Here is an 18587-nt window from a genome sequence, read left to right on the forward strand (position 1 = left end):
CGCTTATCCCGATGAGCGAAGCGAAATCGGGATCTTTCAAAGGAAGGAACTCTCAAAAGTGGGATCGCTTTGAAGAAGAAACTTTCAGAAGAAGAATCTTTCAGAAGAAGAAACTTTCAGAAGAAGAAACTCCCTGACGGAGGAACTCATTGAAAAAGGAACTCCCTGAAGAAGGATCTTTTGAAAGTGCGATCTCTTAAAAATGGGATCCCTGAGAAGAATGAAAATTTATTTTGAAAAGTCTGCAGATTCCTATTTTTTATGAATTAAGGCCGCTTGACAGCAAAATAAAGTTCACTAAAAGTGGGTTTAAATACCGGAAAAACTGAGATGAACATTACTAAATTAGGGATATACCTCGTAATTATTTATAGTTTTATGGCTTGTTCTAAATCCACGATGAAATTTATACCTTTCCAAGAGCAAACTTTAAAAGAAATTCCCGGAGCTTCTGGTGTGGCATTTCAGGAAAATAAAATCTATGTAATAGGCGATAATGCTCCTTATTTATTTGAATTGAACCATCAGGGAAAACTCCTTTCAAAATTTCAAATTCATTCCCTTAAGGATTATCACAATAATGAAATAGCGAAGCCTTTAAAACCGGACTTTGAAGCGATGGAGCTTATCCAGTATCAGGGTAAAAAAGAGCTGATCATTTTTGGGTCTGGATCTAAATCTCCTGAAAGAGATGTGTTTACCAGAATTTACCTAAAGGAACCCCCCGAACTTAAAACCTATAATCTCACTGGTTTTTATTCGGTTCTAAAAGAATTGAAATTGACGAAAGGCTATGAGCTCAATATTGAAGCCGTAGCTATGCATGCGGATTCCTTGATGCTTTTTAACAGAGGGCAAAATTTAATTTTTAAGTTGGATTATAGCGGTTTTTTACACTATTTAAGCAACGAAAAAAAACTTCCCGAAATTGAAGTAATAGAAATTCAATTACCACATATAAACCAAATAACAGCTGGATTTTCCGGAGCTACCATAATTCCCGGAACCCGTACTTTATTATTTACTACCACTGTAGAAAACACCCCAAATGCCTATGATGATGGAGAAGTATTAGGAAGTTTTTTAGGAATGGTGAACCTTGAAGAATTGAGTGACCCCGGCGCTCTTAAATATGCATTATTGAAAAAAAACCGTGAGGCCTGGAAAATAAAAATAGAATCTGTTGCCGTGGTAAAATCCATTTCCCCAAAGCAGCTGGAAATTTTACTGGTTTCAGATAGTGATGGAGCCGAATCTCAACTTATCCGGGGAACATTAAGCTGGTAATTCTATTTTTCAGTTGAATAAAAAATTGCTTTCAGAAATTTCAAATCTATTTTGCATCTTGTAAAATTAAAACTCTAACTTCGCGGCTTGTAAAAAATTCAGTTTCAATGGAAAATTTATGGTTATTTGCCATAGGTGTATTTACCGCTTTCTTTGCGATTAACAGTCCGCCGGGGAACATTCCTATATTCTTAAGCCTCACAAAGGCTGCAGATGCAAAGACCAAGAAAAAAATTTCCAGAAAAGCCACTTTCACCGCTTTTATAATTGTTTCAGGTTTTATAATAATTGGGAAGTATGTTTTTGATCTTTTTGGAATTACTATTCCCGCTTTTAAAATTACAGGTGGAATCCTGATATTTTTTGTAGGATTTGAAATGATTCGCGCCCAGGAATCCAGTATTGATAATCAAACAGAGATTAACTTTAATGAAGGCATTTCGATTTCACCACTGGCTATTCCAATTCTGGCAGGTCCCGGAACTATAGTTACTGCAATGAACTACACTACAAATGCCGGTTATATAGAGCTACTTATAATAGTGGTTATGTTCGCGCTTATTATGTATTTAAACCACCTGGCATTTATTTCCAGTGATTATTTGGTGCGCTATATTGGGAAAAACAAGATCGTGGTAATAGAAAAAATAATGGGACTTATCATCGCTATTATTGGAACCAATATGTTTATTGAAGGTGTAAATCTTGCATTTTTAACTCCGAATTTAATCTCTAATTAACCTTTTTATCCATTGGAAGGTTGTAAATCCATTCTTCAAAAATTCTATTGAATTGTTGTATTTCGGATTTAAGCAACGATAAAAACTCTTTTTCTTTTACTCCGTTGAATTCCAGTTTTCTGCATTTTAGTAAGATTCCTCTGGCAGCTTTCTGTATTTTTCTGGCTCTTTTAAGTCGAAGGGAATGGCTGGAAGTGTTTTGCACAACTGCTAATTCCGGGACAAGGGCCAACGCATCGGTTACGAGCTCTCCTGCGAACCTGTGATTGACCTCTTCTGAGGTCTCCATTTCCAATATATTCCTGTTATCGCTAATACTGCAAGCGATCGCCCTGGAAACTCTAAAAATTTCAAGTGCTTTTTTATAAACAGGAAGGGTTGAAAATTCAACAGGTTGCATAGTTTTTTATAAATTATTTTTTTCAGGTATTGTAAAATTACATTCATTTGCACAAAGTTATCTTTCGTTTTTAAGGTCAAATCATAGATTTACTTTAAATTTATACATTATAACCCTCTTAAAGTTTAAATATGCCTTTAGATCGATTAAACTGGTTGATATTGGAATCCCTTCAGAAGAATGCCCGACAATCATTTTCAGAGATAGGTCGTAACGTTGGACTTACTTCTCCAGCGGTAGCTGACAGGGTGAAGAAGATGGAGGACAGTGGTGTTATTAAAGGCTATAAAGCTGAAGTGTCCTATCACAAAACCGGACATCAACTTAAAGCTGTGATTACGCTTAGAGCTTTTATGGGGAGGCTCAAACCTTTTCTGGAAAAAGTAAAAGAATTTAAAGAAGTGATCAATTGTTACCGGATCACAGGAAATGAAAATATAATCATGGAGGTGGTGCTTTATGATCAATCCCATTTAGAGGAATTTATCGATAAACTAATCACGTACGGGGAAACCAAAACCCACATAATCCTCTCCAGCGTAGTGGAGCATGGCCCGATAAAAAGAAGGGGTTAAAATTTTAGCAAGATGCAATTCTTAAAGGGCATACGTTTTTAAGATTTGATAGTATTATCTTCCAATCTGATCATCGTCATATTTTTTTATTTACAGTCTGCGCACATTTGCCCAGAATAAAAAATTGATGAGCAAAATTTCAAGCTGTTTTCATTGCGGAGATCCCTGTGAAGCTGAAACAATAGTTTTTGATGAAAAAAACTTTTGTTGTAACGGCTGTAAAGTAGTCTATGAAATTTTTTCTGAAAATGATCTTACCGGATACTACGATCTGCAAAATGCACCCGGTGCCAGTCCTAATGAAACAGAGGGGAAATATGATTTCCTTGAAAACACTTCTATTGCTGAAAAGCTTTTGGAATTCAATGATGAGGGTACTCAAATAATCACGTTATACATTCCTCATATCCATTGCAGTTCCTGTATCTGGATTTTAGAGAACCTTAATAAACTCAATAAAAACATCAAAGCCTCACAGGTTGATTTCCCGAAGAAAACCGTGCGAGTAACCTTCAATTCTGAAGGGATCTCTTTAAAGGAAATGGTGGTTTTGCTTGGCAGGATAGGCTATGCACCTTATATAAGTCTGGATGATTATGAAACTGAAAAGAAGCACAGGGACCGCTCGATAATTTATAAACTGGGAATTGCAGGCTTTGCATTTGGGAATGTGATGTTTCTTTCTTTTCCTGAATATTTCGATGTTGGGGAATTTTGGCTGGAACAGTATAAAAGCACTTTTAGGTGGCTGATGTTTACTTTTTCCCTTCCGGTATTCTTCTATTCTGCTTCGGGATATTTTATTTCGGCATACAAAGGATTAAGAGCAAAAGTTCTTAATATTGATGTTCCGCTGGCTTTGGGGATCCTTGTGTTATTTGTTCGCAGTACCATCGAAATAAGTTTTGATCTTGGAAGCGGTTTTTTTGATAGTTTAACCGGATTAGTCTTCTTCTTATTGCTGGGGAAATTCTTTCAGCAAAAAACCTACAGTTTTCTTTCTTTTGAGCGGGATTATAAATCTTACTTCCCCATTGCCGTTACCAGGATAAAATCGAACGGTTCCGAGGAAAATGTCCAGGTAAACACCATAGAAAAAGGCGATCGGGTTTTAATACGAAACGATGAATTGATTCCTGTTGATGCTATTTTAATGAAAGGGAAAGCACTTATAGATTACAGTTTTGTAACCGGGGAAATTGAGCCGTTGGAAAAAGAAGTGGGAAGTAAGATCTATGCCGGTGGGAAACAGGTTTCCGGAAGTATTGAAATTGAAACCCTAAAACCCGTTTCCCAAAGTTACCTTACCCAGCTTTGGAGTAACCAGGTTTTTGATTCTGACAAGGAGAATTCCTTTAGCTCCCTTACCAATACTATCAGTAAATATTTCACCGTAAGCATCCTGATGATAGCCTTGGTTTCAACCTCTTATTGGCTTGTGGTTGAGCCAGGCCAGGCGATGAATGTTTTTACCGCAATCCTTATTATAGCCTGTCCTTGTGCCCTGGCGATGAGCGCTCCATTTGCTTTGGGGAATATGCTCAGGATCTTTGGCAAACTTAAGTTTTATCTAAAAAATGCTCCGGCAATAGAGCGACTGGCAAAAATAGATACCGTGATATTCGATAAAACGGGCACCATCACAACCAATACAAAAAATGTAATAACCTATAATGGAACGTCCTTAAGCATTCGCGAAGAATCTATGCTGAAATCTGCATTGCGGTCCTCCGGACATCCCTTGAGCCGGTCTTTATACAAGCATTTAAATGGTCATGAACTGGTAAAAGTGCAGGAATATGAAGAGATCACCGGTCAGGGAATGCAGGCGGATTTTGGAGCAGATCATATAAAAATAGGTAGCGCCTCATTTGTAAGTGCCGGAGAAATGAATAATGGTTTACAAACAGCTGTACATGTTAAACTGAACGAAGAATATAAAGGTAGCTACGTATTTCAGAATGAATACCGGCCAGGACTTTCGGCATTATTTAAAAAATTTGCTTCGGAATATGAACTGGTTATACTTTCCGGAGATAATAACGGGGAAGCTGCTGTGCTGAAGGAGTTACTTCCTTCAAAAACCAAATTTCTCTTCAGCCAAAAACCTGAAGAGAAACTAAATTACATCCGAAGCCAGCAGCAATCGGGACATCAAGTTGTGATGGTGGGAGATGGATTGAATGATGCCGGAGCTTTAAGGCAAAGTGATGTTGGTATTGCGATCTCGGAAAATGTAAATGTGTTTTCTCCCGCCTGTGATGCCATTCTGGATGCCTCAAAATTCAAGGAATTGTATTCTTATATCCAGGCGGCAAAAGGAACCCGGAACATCATAAAAATGAGTATTGGGATCTCTTTTTTGTATAATATCGTGGGCTTGTATTTCGCAATTACAGCACAGTTATCACCTGTAGTTGCGGCAATTCTTATGCCTTTGAGTTCGATAAGCGTGGTGGTGTTTACCACTTTAATGACAAATATTTTATCACGGAAATTAAAATAACCATTGTCTCAAATATGATGATCGTCATTTTTTGAAACTACTTGCTAATCTACTTTTGCCGGGTAAACCAAGCTATTATGAGTGTAATTTATATACTGCTGACTATAAGTATTGTTGTTGCAGTTTTATTCTTCATCCTTTTCATTCTTTCTGTTAGGAGCGGACAGTTTGATGATACCTATACGCCATCTGTAAGGATGCTTTTCGAGGATGAAGTGGTAAAAGAAGACCCATCTGTTAAAAAATCAACCATTAAAAATAGAGAAGAATAAGTATGGAAATTGAGCAGTTTTATTACGATAATAAGATCGTAAAGAAGTTTACGTACGCCACCATTTTCTGGGGTATTGTTGGAATGTCGGTAGGCTTACTGATTGCCTTTTTATTTTTGTTTCCAAATCTAACCGACGGGATTTCCTGGTTAAGTTTTGGTAGGTTGAGACCTTTGCACACCAACGCGGTGATTTTTGCTTTTGTAGGAAATGCCATTTTTGCCGGGATCTATTATTCCCTGCAACGGCTGTTGAAAGCCAGGATGTTTTCAGATGCTTTAAGCAATATTAATTTCTGGGGCTGGCAGTTAATTATTGTGGCAGCAGCAATAAGCCTTCCGCTGGGATATACTTCTTCTAAAGAATATGCAGAGCTTGAATGGCCAATCGATATTGCAATTGCGTTGGTTTGGATCGCATTTGGAGTAAATATGATAGGTACTATTTTTAAAAGAAGACAACGGCACCTGTATGTGGCGATCTGGTTTTATCTGGCAACTTTTGTAACCGTCGCGGTACTTCACATCTTTAACAGCCTTGCGCTTCCGGTTGGTTTTCTAAAGAGCTATTCTGTGTACGCCGGAGTGCAGGATGCTTTGGTACAATGGTGGTATGGGCATAATGCGGTTGCATTCTTTCTTACCACTCCGTTTCTTGGTTTGATGTACTACTTCATTCCGAAGATGGCAAACAGGCCGGTTTATTCCTATAAATTATCTATTATTCACTTTTGGTCGCTCATTTTTATCTACATCTGGGCCGGACCACATCACTTATTATATTCCTCATTACCAGACTGGGCTCAAAACCTTGGGGTAGCTTTTTCGATAATGTTATTATTTCCATCCTGGGGTGGAATGATCAATGGGCTATTGACCTTGCGTGGCGCCTGGGATAAAGTTCGTACAGATCCTACCTTGAAATTTATGGTGGTAGCTTTAACCGGCTATGGAATGGCAACTTTTGAAGGCCCAATGTTATCGCTTAAAAACGTGAATGCGATTGGTCACTTTACCGACTGGATTATTGCTCATGTTCACGTAGGTGCGCTTGCATGGAATGGATTCCTGGCTTTCGGGATGATTTACTGGATGCTTCCAAGGTTGTTTAAAACAAAATTATTCTCTAACGGACTGGCAAATTTCCACTTCTGGATAGGAACTTTGGGAATAATTCTATATGCGTTGCCAATGTATGTTGCCGGATTTGTTCAGGCTTCTATGTGGAAACAGTTTAACCCGGATGGAACCCTGGTCTATGGAAACTTTCTTGAAACGGTTTCTGAAATTATCCCTATGTATTGGATGCGTGCAATAGGAGGTTCCCTTTATATTCTTGGGGCATTTGTGATGTTGTACAACCTTATTCAAACTATAAGATCCGGAAGTGCGGTTACCGATGAACTTGCTGAATCTGCTCCGCTGGAAAAAGTTCCAAAAAGAAGACTTGTGGGAGAAGCGTACCATAACTGGTTAGAAAGAAGACCGGTTCAGCTAACCCTACTTGCAACCGTTGCAATTTTAATTGGGGGAATTGTCCAGATAGTACCAACTATTATGGTGAAATCCAATATCCCTACCATCTCCAGTGTCATGCCTTATACTCCTCTGGAACTGGAAGGTCGTGATATTTATATACGGGAAGGTTGTGTTTCCTGTCATTCACAAATGATCCGTCCTTTTAGGAGTGAGGTGGAACGTTATGGGGAATATTCAAAAGCCGGTGAATACGTGTATGATCATCCATTCTTATGGGGAAGTAAACGCACCGGGCCCGACTTAATGCGGATTGGTGGTAAATATTCCGACAGCTGGCACCTTAACCACTTTTATGATCCCCAAAGTACCTCATCCGGATCCATTATGCCTAACTATAAATGGATTATCCAGGATGAATTGGACAAATCAGATACCGAATCCAAAATGGAAGTAATGGTTAAGTTAGGCGTTCCTTATTCTCCAGAGGATATCGAGACAGCACAGGCATGGATGCTGGAACAGGGAATTGCAATAGAAGAAAACCTGTACAGCGATCCGGATTTCGCCAAATCCTATGATGCCGATAAAGCCTATGCCAGGGAGAACGGAACTGACTTTGTTGAGATGAGAAACCGCGAAGTTATAGCCCTTATCGCTTACATTCAGAGGCTTGGAACTGATATTAAGATCACTACTAACGAATAATAAAAACAGTCTGTTATGCTAAAATTTGTAAAAGGCCATATGGAGAGTATTGAAGGAATAGAGATCTATCCTATCATCTCGCTTCTTATATTTTTCATCTTCTTCGTGGTGTTATTCTTATGGGTATTCACTGCCAAAAAGAATTACATAGAAACTGTAAGTCAAATTCCATTAGATAACTCAAACGATTCTGAATTATGAAATTATTGATATCTGCTTTAAGAATAACTGCCCTTGTGGTTATAGCTTTCCTGCTCATAGAATATTTACTTCCTACAGAAGACGGATTAGTAATGGTAAAATACCCGGTTTTACTTGGTATCCTTGCAGTGGTGTTTATCGCTGCCCTTGCTATTGAAATAGCGATCGCTGCTTTGGGAAATGTTCTTTTTAAATCCCTTAAAGGGGATGCCCGGGAAAAGTACCTACAGGAGGAACTGTTAAAAAAAGGAAAGCTTAAGAACTGGTTAAAAAAGTTTAGAGCTAATTTAACAAAAAGAAAGCCTTTAGAAGAGGAGGGCGAGATCATCATGGATCATGATTATGATGGGATTAGGGAGTTGGATAACAAGCTGCCGCCCTGGTGGTTATATGGGTTTTATGCAACTATCATCTATGCTTTTGGTTACATGGCCTATTATCACATATTTGACGGTACTACTCAGGAAGAGGAATATCAGGCTGAAATAGCCCAGGCAAGGGTTGAAATTGAAGAGTACAAGAAAAATGCACCAGATCTAATCGATGCCAGCACCGTTGCACTTTTAACAGATGAAGTCGATCTAAGTGCCGGAAGCAAAATATACAATGTGAATTGTGTCGCTTGTCACCGTGCCGATGGAGGTGGAGGAATAGGACCAAATTTAACCGATGATCACTGGGTTTTCGATGGTGATATCGCCGGGGTTTATACCGTGATTTCTGAGGGAGGAAGACCCGGAAAAGGTATGATTTCCTGGAAGCAGGATCTTAAACCATTTGAAATTGCTCAGGTAGCGAGTTATATTTTGAGTTTGCACGGTTCAAACCCCCCGGATCCAAAAGAAGCTGAAGGGGAATTTTTTGTCATTGATCAGGAATAGATACTAAAAATAGTAAATGCAAGCTAACGAGAATTTCAGAGATACCATAGGGACACTGGATGACGAAGGAAAGCGCAAATGGGTATTTCCGAAAAAGCCGAAAGGAACGCTCTATGAATACCGAAAATGGGTGAGCTATTCCCTTCTTATCTTTTTGTTTGCGGCTCCTTTTATAAAAGTAAATGGCAATCAGTTTTTGCTTTTTAATGTTCTGGAACGCAAATTCAATATTTTTGGGTTTCCATTCTGGCCACAGGATTTCTATCTTTTTGTGATATCTTTAATCATTGGAGTGGTGTTTATCACCCTATTTACTGTGGCCTTCGGAAGGATATTTTGCGGATGGATCTGCCCGCAAACCATATTTATGGAAATGGTTTTTAGAAGAATAGAATATGCCATTGAAGGAGACAGAGGGAAACAGATCAGGCTTGAGAAAATGCCGTGGAACAAAGAGAAGATCACTAAACGCGGATTGAAATGGTTTATATTTTTTATTATTTCCTTTCTTATTGCCAACGTTTTTTTAGCCTATTTAATAGGAAGTGATGAACTGCTGGAATTTATAGCGGAAGGTCCGTTGGAAAATATAAGTACCCTCATTTCCCTTTTGATCTTTACCGGGGTATTCTACTTTGTTTTCGCCTGGTTCCGGGAACAGGTTTGCATAATTGCCTGTCCTTACGGAAGGCTTCAGGGTGTTTTGCTGGATAATAAATCCATTGTAGTAGCCTATGATCATAAAAGAGGAGAAGCTGAAAATGGCAGAAAATTATTTAGAAAAGGAGAAGATCGTGAAGAAAAAGGATATGGAGATTGTATCGATTGTTTTCAATGCGTACACGTTTGTCCTACGGGAATTGATATAAGGAATGGAACTCAATTGGAGTGTGTTAACTGCACGGCTTGTATCGACGAATGCGATTCTATCATGGAAAAAGTCGACCTTCCCAAGGGCCTCATTCGTTTTGCCAGTGAAGATGATATCCTAAAGAAAGAAAAATTCAAATTCACGCCCAGGTTAAAGGGATATGCAGCAGTGCTTTTCATACTTATGGGAGTTTTGACAGGAATGCTTTTTCTTCGAAATGATGTTCAGGCCAATGTATTAAGGCTTCCGGGGCAATTATATGCCACCACCCAAAATGACATGATAAGCAATGTGTACACCTATAAAATAATAAATAAAACTTCAAGCGAAATAGGAGGAGTGGAATTTAAATTATTATCTCATACAGGGAGCATAGCTCCCGTAGGCCACCAGGGTTTATTGATACCGGCGCAGGGTCTAGCTAAGGGAACTTTATTTATAGAGATAAATCCCTCGGCTCTGGAAGGGGAAAAGGAAAAAGTGAAAATTGGGATTTACAGTAATAATAAACTTATTGAAACTACTAACACCACTTTTTTGGGACCAAGAAGTTATAATTAAAAAAAATAAAGATGAAAATTAATTGGGGAGTTGGAGTTGTGATCGCGTTTGTTGCATTTATTACATTCATTTTAAGTTTCGTGTATTTGATGTTTACAGATGAAAAATACGAATACGATTTGGTTGTTGAAGAATACTATAAACAGGAAGTGGGTTTTCAGGATGAGTTAAATGCTGAAAAAGACGCAAATGCACTTGCTGAAAATGTGGTAATTACCTCAACCCAGGATGGTGTGATTATTCATTTCCCTGTGGAAGAAGGAACATTAAAAATTGATGGACTTATAACATTCTACAGGCCCTCATCCAAAGGCCTGGATTTCACCAGAAAAATTCTTATAAAAGACCGGGTAATGTTTATTTCTAAGGAGTTTTTGGTTCAGGGCCGGTGGGATGTCAGTGTGCGGTGGAAATACGGCGGAAAAAACTACCTCACTAAGAAAAAAATCACTTTTTAACCATAAAACCTTCAGAGATATGCTGTTTTCAGCTTTAATATTGGGACTTTTGGGCAGTCTGCATTGTATTGGGATGTGTGGTCCCATAGCATTTATGTTGCCGGTGGACAGGAGCAATAATTTTAAAAAGGCCCTTCAAATAAGCAGTTATCACCTTGGTAGGATCTTTACGTATGGGATCAATGGAGTGGTTTTTGGTTTCATGGGCAAAGGTTTCTCTCTCTTTGGCCTACAGCAACAACTCTCTATAGCAGTTGGAGTTCTTATGATTCTTATAATTCTGCTTCCTACAAAGACTTTTGAGAAATACAATTTATCTAAATATTTTTATTCAGGTGTTGGGAAGGTGAAAAGTGCACTTGGAAAATCGCTGAAAAAGAAATCGGCAGATACTTTTTTTACCATAGGATTTCTAAATGGGTTTTTACCCTGCGGACTGATATATATAGCTGTTTTTGCTGCTGTGGCATCGGGGAGTATTATGCAAAGCAGTTTGTATATGATGGTTTTTGGATTAGGAACTGTTCCGTTAATGACCACAAGTATTTACTTTATGTCCTTCATAAAAGATAAAGCCCGTCAAAAAGTAAGAAAGCTAATCCCGGTTTTTATAGTGATTACGGGACTTTTATTTATAGTTCGCGGTCTTGGCCTCGGTATCCCATATGTTTCGCCAAAACAGAATGTGGAACTGGTTTCTTCTAATATAGAATGTCACTAAATGGTTAGGTAGAAAGGAATTAAAATCCCTGAATCATCACTTAATTCCACTCACAAGATACATCATAGAACCACCACCGGCATGGTACTGTTCCCTTTGTAATGCCCCCATTACATGTGCGTCCCTTCGGGAATATTTTTCCTGATAATCAAAGTAAAATGGCATGTATTTTTCTCCTGCTGCGCTGAAGTAATCTATATCTTTTCGGTTTCCTAAAGTCCAGGAACTTCCTTTCATCCATTGCTCTATAGTAGCCATTTGTTCCTTATTATCATAAGGAGGGTACATCGCTATCGCTTTGTCTGACAGCCGCACCTCGATATTTTTAAAGTCTTCCATAGCAAACATTCCGGGTAAAAGGTCGCCAATAGAATTATCTCCCTGGCCTAAATTCCTCTTTCCCTTTTCAATAATAAGCCGGTATTTTATATGGTCCAGCGTCTCCTCTATAGGATCATTTTTGGTGAGTGAAGTTTTGGTAAGGCTTTGAACTATATTATTGGGTTCCACACAAAGCAGTGTTCCTCCCGGTTTCAGAACCCGTTTCATTTCTTCAAGAGCTTTCTGAGGATCGGGTACGTGTATTAATAGCGTTTGGCAAGTCACAAATTCGAAGCTGTTATCCTCAAAAGGGAGAGCCTGCGCATCTGCTTTTTTTAAGCTGAAAGGCATTCCCAGATCCCTGAAATAATTTTCGAGTTCCGGATTTTTAGAATACCATTGCCGGTCGCTATCTACCGCGGTGATTTTTGAATTTTTAGATAGATATGGAGCAAGAATGCGGGTCCAGTGTCCCTGGCCGCAGCCTACATCCAGCATAGATGTATAATTTTGAATCTCCAGCCGCTTAGCCGTGAGATCCAGGAAGGCTTTATTCCACCAGAAATCACGGTAATCGCCGAAATAATTATTAGAATGCCCCTTATTTGTTTCCTGATCGTCCAAAATTACTACGGTTTGATGTTTTTCCGGTATTGGACCTGGAAGTGTTGGATTTTTTAGATGGGTTTCTGGCTGGTCTTCTTTGCTGAGGTTTTTTCTCCGGAATTTCGAAATATTCCATTGGATATTCGTGACCTTCAACAACAGGTATTTTTTGATCCATCAGTTTCTGAATGTCCCTAATATATGATTTTTCCTCAAAATCACTAAAGGAGATGGCTTTTCCGCTGGCTCCTGCACGACCTGTGCGGCCAATTCGGTGAATATAGGTTTCAGCAATATTAGGAACCTCAAAATTGATCACCAATGCAAGATCATCGATATCTATCCCGCGGGCTGCAATATCAGTTGCAACCAGGACCCTTGTAGTTTTATCCTTAAAATTCTTAAGTGCTTTTTGTCGGGCATTCTGGGTTTTGTTTCCGTGAATAGCTTCCGATTTTATTCCTGCACTAATCAGGTCTTTTACCACTTTATTTGCTCCATGTTTGGTCCGTGTAAAAACCAAAACCCTGTCTGCATCAGAATCTTTCAGCAAGTCGATCAATAATTTCTTTTTATTGGTCTTGTCTATAAGATATAATTCCTGCTGTATCAATTCTGCTGTAGATGCCACCGGAGTTACTTCCACTTTTAAAGGATTGGTAAGTATACTATTGGCCAAATCCATAATCGCATCGGGCATGGTTGCCGAGAAAAATAAGGTTTGTCGTTTTACCGGGATCTTTTTGATCACTTTTTTAACATCGTGAACAAATCCCATATCCAACATTCTGTCAGCTTCATCTAAAGTAAAAATTTCCAGTTGAGACAAGGAGATATACCCTTGATCCATAAGATCCAAAAGTCTTCCCGGAGTTGCCACCAAAATATCCACCCCGTTTCTCAGGGCCTGAACCTGTGAGTTTTGCGGAACTCCCCCAAAGATGACCAAATGTTTCAATTGGCTGAAATGGCCGTAATCTGAAAGGCTTTCACCAATTTGTATTGCGAGTTCCCGGGTAGGAGTGAGGATCAAGCTCTTAATGCTTACCTTTCTTCCGTTTCCGTTTAAATTACTTTTGTTCAATAATTGAATGGTAGGAATGGAAAAAGCTGCTGTTTTCCCTGTTCCTGTTTGTGCACAACCTAAAATATCCCGGCCGCTTAATATAGCGGGTATAGAACGTTGTTGTATAGGCGTAGGGCTTGTATATCCTACTTTTTGAACCGCTTTTTGCAATGGTTCGGATAAGTCTAAATCGTTAAATGTCATGTATTAAATGTAAACGCTGCGCCGTTTTGAATATTTCACGGGCAGACTATGTGTAAAATTGTTGCCTTGTTGGAGAAGATGGCAACCGGCCGCGAAGATAGTACTTTATTTTTTAATCCCACCAGTGGGTTTATTTTATGGATTCCTTTCTGTTTCGTTTGGGCAGAATTTCATTTATTTTCTCGAGTGTTTTCCTTTAACATGATTCGTGAGCACGAAGGAGAAAATTGATTTATCGTTTTTAAAAAACAAACTTAAGTTAAAATTTAACCAATTGTAATTTGTTTAGTATTTGTGCGACTAGTAGATAACTATCTTTGATAAAAATTAAAATTACGATGAAAAAATATATGTTCATTTTCTTAATAATGACTGTGGTAACGGGATTGCTGGGCTTCGCAGGATTGACTTTTTACGGAATTTCGGCAGTAAGAGTACTGTTCCTGATATTTGCAGATTTGCTTATAGTGTCATTGATCTCTAAATTCTTTTTTCCTGGTCTGGACGATTTGAAATTAATAAAAGTTAAAAAATAGCCCTAACATTTATATTTATTGAAACGAAAAAGACTTCTATTTATAGGAGTTTTTTTTATTTAAGGCTAATATTCTAACTTTATCTGGTTAAAAACATTTAAAAATGCTGAGATATATTTCTTTTTTTCTTCTTCTTTTCACCGTGAATGGTACTGCCCAGGAACTCACTTTGAAAAAAGGAATAGTTATGGACAGCCTAAAAGTGAACGATAGTATCTCTGAAACTTTTTCACTTTTTCTTCCAAAATCCTATTCTAATGAGACTACCTGGCCTGTTGTATTTGTTTTTGAGCCGCAGGGAAGAGGGAGGTCTGCAGCACAACTTTTTAGCCAGGGAGCCGAAGAGCAGGGATATATAATAATAGCATCTAATAATATTGTAGCTCAGGATTCCCTTCTCAATAATCTACAAGTAGCTTACAGAGTGATGGACACCGCTTTCAATTTTTTTCCTTTAGATCAAAATAGAATTTATACAGCAGGTTTTGCTGAAGGAGCTGAAGTTGCAAGCGCGATCCCGGTTGTTGTCTCAAATGTACGTGGTGTTATAGCCGCAGGGGGTTCCTGGTTGAATCCCAAGCTTTTAAAAAAAGGAAACCGGTTTTCCTTTATAGGGATTTCCGGATATAATGATTACCGTATTTATAACTTAAAAGAAGCAGTTAGGTTATATGGAAGAAATGAGCATCCTGCTTCTTTATACACTTTTGACGGATTTCACGAATGGCCGGGATCTCAATTGTTATCCAGGGCTTTGGGGAGTTTCACACTTCAGGCAATGCAGAAGGGGTTAAAGCCAGGGAATCCTGAATTAGTGGAATTATTATACCAGTCGGAACTTGAAGAGGCCGAACGCTTACGCCGAACTATGCATTTTTATAAGTCCTATGAGCTGCTGGAGTCTATGGAAGAAAAATATGCAATTTATAATAAAAAAGACGAGTTAAGAAGTTTGCAAAAAGACCTTCGCAGGAATAGCCTTTACCGCCAGCAAAAAAGGGAATATAATAATGCCTTGGTTTTGGAGAATATGAAAAAAGAAGAATATTCCTATTATTTTGAAGAGGATGTAGCCTTGGCAAATTTTGAAAATATTCCATGGTGGAGTCAACAACTAACCGAATTAAAAAAATACCAGGAGGGGAAAAATATTGCTGAAGCTGAAATGGCTTACCGCCTGCAGGGTTTCCTTGCGGCCTTTGCCAATAGCTATTATACTGCTTTATCACAATCTGGTGCTTCTGCAGATCCATTGGTCTTTACCGCTGTTTTACAGACCATTTTTGATAAAAAAAATCCCGCAGGATATAAAAATATCATTTCATTAAGTGCTAAGGATGGAGATTATGAAATGGCAATGCTATATCTGGAAGACTTATTGAAAACCGGGTACAAGGATATGGAGGCATTGTATGATATTCCCGGGACTTTAGATCTTAAGTTAAGTCCCGAGTATAATTCTATGATTAAAAAATATCTTGGAAAATCTAAATTCTATGATCTTTAAGAGTGGTAACCCAGAGCCTTTTCTCTCTGAGAATGAAAATTCGCATTCTCATTGAGGGTTTAATTTCCCGTCCCGATAGCTACCTCGGGCAGGCCCGCCCGAATGAGACGGCCGGGATTTCATCTGAATTAAGGTTTTTTCCTTTGACCTATCTAATTAACTTGCACCTGGGTAATTGATTTCCCCACGATTTGTATTTTTAAAAATGGAAATTAAAAGGCATAAACTGCGGCCAAAATAAAGGAGGAAAGCTTATTGGTAGGTACCAGATCAGTGTTTACAAAAACATCTTCAGAAACGCGGTCAAGTCTTAGTTCTGGTTTTATGGTAAGACTGCCAACAGTGTAGTTTCCTGTAAGGGTAAAATCATAGGTTCTTACCCCTGCACCGTAAACCGGACCTCCATCTTCCATTTCTTCAAAATATTCAGCCCTAAGTCCAAGAGCAAAATTTTCAGTGGTTTTAAACTGCGGATAAAAGGCGGCGCCGTAAAAACCTTCCCCATTGGAAGAATAGGTCGTATTCAGGCCAAGGTAAAATACCGGGGTTATATCCCATCCTGTAGTAAGGTCTATTTGAAATGTAGCAGATGTATTGGGAGCCTGTTCCCCATAAAGTATATTTAAATATGCGTTTCCTGAATCATTTGAATATCCCAGCTGTCCCCCAAAAGAGTACAGCCCAAAGGGATCAAATTCTGTCCAGTCTGTGGGGTTCATAATTGCCAGCATCCCGCTCCACTTGTCAGAAAAAGAATATTCGGCTTTCAAACCTGTATGTGAGAAAGGACCGTAAGAGAACATATAGGAAGTGGAATAGTTGAAATTTCCAACAGGGGAGATAACTTCGTATCCTAGAAAAGTATTAAAGTTTCCCAGCGTCAAGGTTAGCTTTTCACTTACATTATAATATACATAAAGTTGGTTAACCAGGTTTGTGGAAGGGCCTGAAAGAAAAACGGCGTCTTCACCCCGTGGGCCTATGACCAAATCGGCTACAAAACCAACTTTTTCACCTTCATAACCGAAAATTAAATTTGCCATTCCTAAGGCAAATCCGGGATCGTTCGCAAAAGAGGTAGCAGGAGCCTGTGGTGAACCTATTATATCTCCATTCTCATTATATTCAAATTTATTGAGTCCGTTAAAATTTGTCCTAAAATAGGTGTCCACGGAACCCTGTATGCTTAGTTTGGAAATAAATCCTTCTATTCCTTCAGATTCCTGTGCCATTAGTGGATTAATTGAAAATCCGAGGCACAGAATAATTAAAATTTTTCGGATATTTGTAATTGTGATTTTAATCATGATAAATGCTGTGTTTAATTAATTGAAAAGAGTTGAACTGGTCTTTGATTGATGAGAATTACTTTATAGGAGCGCTCCGCCAAGCGCTCCTTTTTTATTCTTTCACATGGTTCCGTATATTATTTTTCCTGGGTTACACCAAATTCTGCATAGGCGTCCATTCCATGTTCGTGAATATCCAGACCTTCGGTTTCGCTAAGGCCATCCATTCTCAATCCCATAGTTGCCTTGATTGTATAAAAAATTATAAGGGCAGAAATACAGCAGAAAGCACCAATTACTCCAACGCCCGCCAGCTGCTTGAAAAATTGATCCCATCCTGCCAGGTTACCAAAAATACCTACTGCCAGGGTTCCCCAGATTCCGCAAATAAGGTGTACCGGAACCGCGCCCACGGGATCATCCAGTTTTAACTTATCTATGAGCGCAACTCCCAGAACGATTATTACCCCGGATATTAAACCAATCAATACCGCATCTGTTGGTGACATTTGATCGGCTCCTGCGGTGATTCCCACCAATCCTCCTAAAATTCCATTTAAGAACATGGTGAGGTCATAATTTTTATATCGGAAAGTCGAGAACAAAAATGCCGAAATTCCACCAGCTGCTGCTGCAAGGCAAGTTGTAACCAGGGTGATAGAGGTTAAGGATGGATCGGCAGAGAGCACAGAACCACCATTAAATCCAAACCAACCAAGCCATAGAATAAATACTCCGGCAGTTGCCAGAGGAATATTGTGACCGGGAATTGCCTGAGAAATCCCATTTTTGTCAAATTTGCCAATACGGGCTCCCAACAAATAAATTCCTATAAGGGCTGCCCATCCTCCAACAGAGTGAACAAGAGTTGAGCCTGCAAAATCATAAAATCCCAATTCATCTAAAAAGCCACCTCCCCATTTCCAGGATCCGGCTATAGGATAAACAATTGCAAGATATAGCATCGCAAAAATCATGAAACTGCTAAGTTTAATTCTTTCTGCCACTGCTCCGGAAACTATAGTAGCGGCAGTTGCTGCAAACATTCCCTGGAAAAGAAAATCGGTATAAAAGGTATAGCCTTCATTATAGGTGAGATCTAAAACTCCGTCTACCATAGGAGCCTGTAAACCAAAAAGGCCTAAAAAATAATCAGGGATAATCCCATAAATAAATGATCCGGGATACATTAGGTTAAAACCTATCAAACTGTAGATCAAAAGACCAATACAGATTATAAATACATTTTTGAAAAGGATGTTTATCGCATTTTTTTGACGTGTGAGGCCAACTTCCAAAAGAGAAAATCCAAGATGCATAAAGAATACCAATGCGGTACATACCATCATCCATACATTGTTAATTGTAAGTATTTCCATTTTAATTAGTTTTAGTTGAGTTT

18 protein-coding genes are annotated in these 18587 nt (G+C 38.7%); 13 read left to right on the plus strand and 5 right to left on the minus strand.

Annotated features, from left to right (window positions below; translation table 11 throughout):
- The first annotated feature begins 330 nt into the window (after positions 1–330).
- Positions 331–1287, plus strand: a complete 957-nt coding sequence (locus GILLI_RS14620) for a DUF6929 family protein (protein WP_006989892.1) — start codon at positions 331–333, stop codon at positions 1285–1287.
- Positions 1288–1394: 107 nt separating this feature from the next.
- Positions 1395–2027, plus strand: coding sequence for a MarC family protein (locus GILLI_RS14625; protein WP_006989893.1), 633 nt, complete (start codon positions 1395–1397; stop codon positions 2025–2027).
- On the opposite strand, the gene GILLI_RS14630 is transcribed toward GILLI_RS14625, so the two are convergent.
- Positions 2020–2427, minus strand: a complete 408-nt coding sequence (locus GILLI_RS14630; protein WP_006989894.1) for a hypothetical protein — start codon at positions 2425–2427, stop codon at positions 2020–2022. The two genes, GILLI_RS14625 and GILLI_RS14630, sit on opposite strands and share 8 nt — an antisense overlap.
- A 131-nt stretch (positions 2428–2558) precedes the next feature.
- Here GILLI_RS14630 and GILLI_RS14635 point away from each other — a divergent pair, with 131 nt between their 5' ends.
- The 9 genes from GILLI_RS14635 (at position 2559) to GILLI_RS14675 (ending at position 11656) form a co-directional block, all read left to right on the plus strand.
- Positions 2559–3002, plus strand: a complete 444-nt coding sequence (locus GILLI_RS14635; RefSeq protein WP_006989895.1) for an Lrp/AsnC family transcriptional regulator — start codon at positions 2559–2561, stop codon at positions 3000–3002.
- Positions 3003–3129: 127 nt separating this feature from the next.
- Entirely contained in the window at positions 3130–5508 is a 2379-nt protein-coding gene (locus tag GILLI_RS14640) for a heavy metal translocating P-type ATPase (RefSeq protein WP_006989896.1), read from the plus strand.
- A 77-nt stretch (positions 5509–5585) separates the two neighbouring features.
- The gene (gene ccoS, locus GILLI_RS14645) at positions 5586–5780 is read left to right on the plus strand and encodes a cbb3-type cytochrome oxidase assembly protein CcoS (RefSeq protein WP_006989897.1); all 195 of its coding nucleotides are present in this window, start codon (positions 5586–5588) and stop codon (positions 5778–5780) included.
- A 2-nt stretch (positions 5781–5782) separates the two neighbouring features.
- On the plus strand, positions 5783–7963 hold the full coding sequence (gene ccoN, locus GILLI_RS14650) for a cytochrome-c oxidase, cbb3-type subunit I (protein ID WP_006989898.1): 2181 nt from the start codon (positions 5783–5785) through the stop codon (positions 7961–7963).
- A gap of 15 nt (positions 7964–7978) precedes the next feature.
- Positions 7979–8164: a hypothetical protein gene (locus tag GILLI_RS14655; protein ID WP_006989899.1), complete on the plus strand. Its 186-nt coding sequence runs from the start codon at positions 7979–7981 to the stop codon at positions 8162–8164.
- Entirely contained in the window at positions 8161–9045 is an 885-nt protein-coding gene (locus GILLI_RS14660) for a cbb3-type cytochrome c oxidase N-terminal domain-containing protein (RefSeq protein ID WP_006989900.1), read from the plus strand. The genes GILLI_RS14655 and GILLI_RS14660 overlap by 4 nt, the downstream gene beginning before the upstream one ends.
- Positions 9046–9061: 16 nt before the next feature.
- Positions 9062–10477 (plus strand): cytochrome c oxidase accessory protein CcoG, encoded by a 1416-nt coding sequence (gene ccoG, locus GILLI_RS14665; RefSeq protein ID WP_006989901.1) that lies wholly within the window; start codon positions 9062–9064, stop codon positions 10475–10477.
- Positions 10478–10488: 11 nt separating this feature from the next.
- The gene (locus GILLI_RS14670; protein WP_006989902.1) at positions 10489–10935 is read left to right on the plus strand and encodes a FixH family protein; all 447 of its coding nucleotides are present in this window, start codon (positions 10489–10491) and stop codon (positions 10933–10935) included.
- A gap of 19 nt (positions 10936–10954) precedes the next feature.
- Positions 10955–11656 carry a sulfite exporter TauE/SafE family protein gene (locus GILLI_RS14675; RefSeq protein WP_006989903.1) on the plus strand — a complete coding sequence of 234 codons (702 nt, stop codon included), beginning with the start codon at positions 10955–10957 and terminating at the stop codon, positions 11654–11656.
- A gap of 36 nt (positions 11657–11692) precedes the next feature.
- On the opposite strand, the gene GILLI_RS14680 is transcribed toward GILLI_RS14675, so the two are convergent.
- Both GILLI_RS14680 and GILLI_RS14685 read right to left on the minus strand, forming a co-directional pair.
- Positions 11693–12601 carry a class I SAM-dependent methyltransferase gene (locus GILLI_RS14680; RefSeq protein ID WP_006989904.1) on the minus strand — a complete coding sequence of 303 codons (909 nt, stop codon included), beginning with the start codon at positions 12599–12601 and terminating at the stop codon, positions 11693–11695.
- Positions 12579–13853: a DEAD/DEAH box helicase gene (locus GILLI_RS14685; protein ID WP_006989905.1), complete on the minus strand. Its 1275-nt coding sequence runs from the start codon at positions 13851–13853 to the stop codon at positions 12579–12581. Before GILLI_RS14685 ends, GILLI_RS14680 begins: the two co-directional genes overlap by 23 nt.
- A gap of 338 nt (positions 13854–14191) precedes the next feature.
- Between GILLI_RS14685 and GILLI_RS14695 the strand changes: the two genes are divergently transcribed.
- Both GILLI_RS14695 and GILLI_RS14700 read left to right on the plus strand, forming a co-directional pair.
- Entirely contained in the window at positions 14192–14389 is a 198-nt protein-coding gene (locus tag GILLI_RS14695; RefSeq protein WP_006989906.1) for a DUF1328 domain-containing protein, read from the plus strand.
- Positions 14390–14492: 103 nt separating this feature from the next.
- A complete protein-coding gene (locus tag GILLI_RS14700) occupies positions 14493–15896 on the plus strand; it encodes a hypothetical protein (RefSeq protein ID WP_006989907.1) in 1404 nt (467 codons plus the stop codon).
- Positions 15897–16108: 212 nt separating this feature from the next.
- Here GILLI_RS14700 and GILLI_RS14705 read toward each other — a convergent pair whose 3' ends face one another.
- Both GILLI_RS14705 and GILLI_RS14710 read right to left on the minus strand, forming a co-directional pair.
- On the minus strand, positions 16109–17203 hold the full coding sequence (locus GILLI_RS14705) for a porin (RefSeq protein ID WP_006989908.1): 1095 nt from the start codon (positions 17201–17203) through the stop codon (positions 16109–16111).
- Between the two features lie 119 nt (positions 17204–17322).
- Positions 17323–18564, minus strand: coding sequence for an ammonium transporter (locus GILLI_RS14710; protein ID WP_006989909.1), 1242 nt, complete (start codon positions 18562–18564; stop codon positions 17323–17325).
- Positions 18565–18587: the final 23 nt, after the last annotated feature.

This window comes from Gillisia limnaea DSM 15749, from assembly GCF_000243235.1.
In the GTDB taxonomy this organism is placed as follows: domain Bacteria; phylum Bacteroidota; class Bacteroidia; order Flavobacteriales; family Flavobacteriaceae; genus Gillisia; species Gillisia limnaea.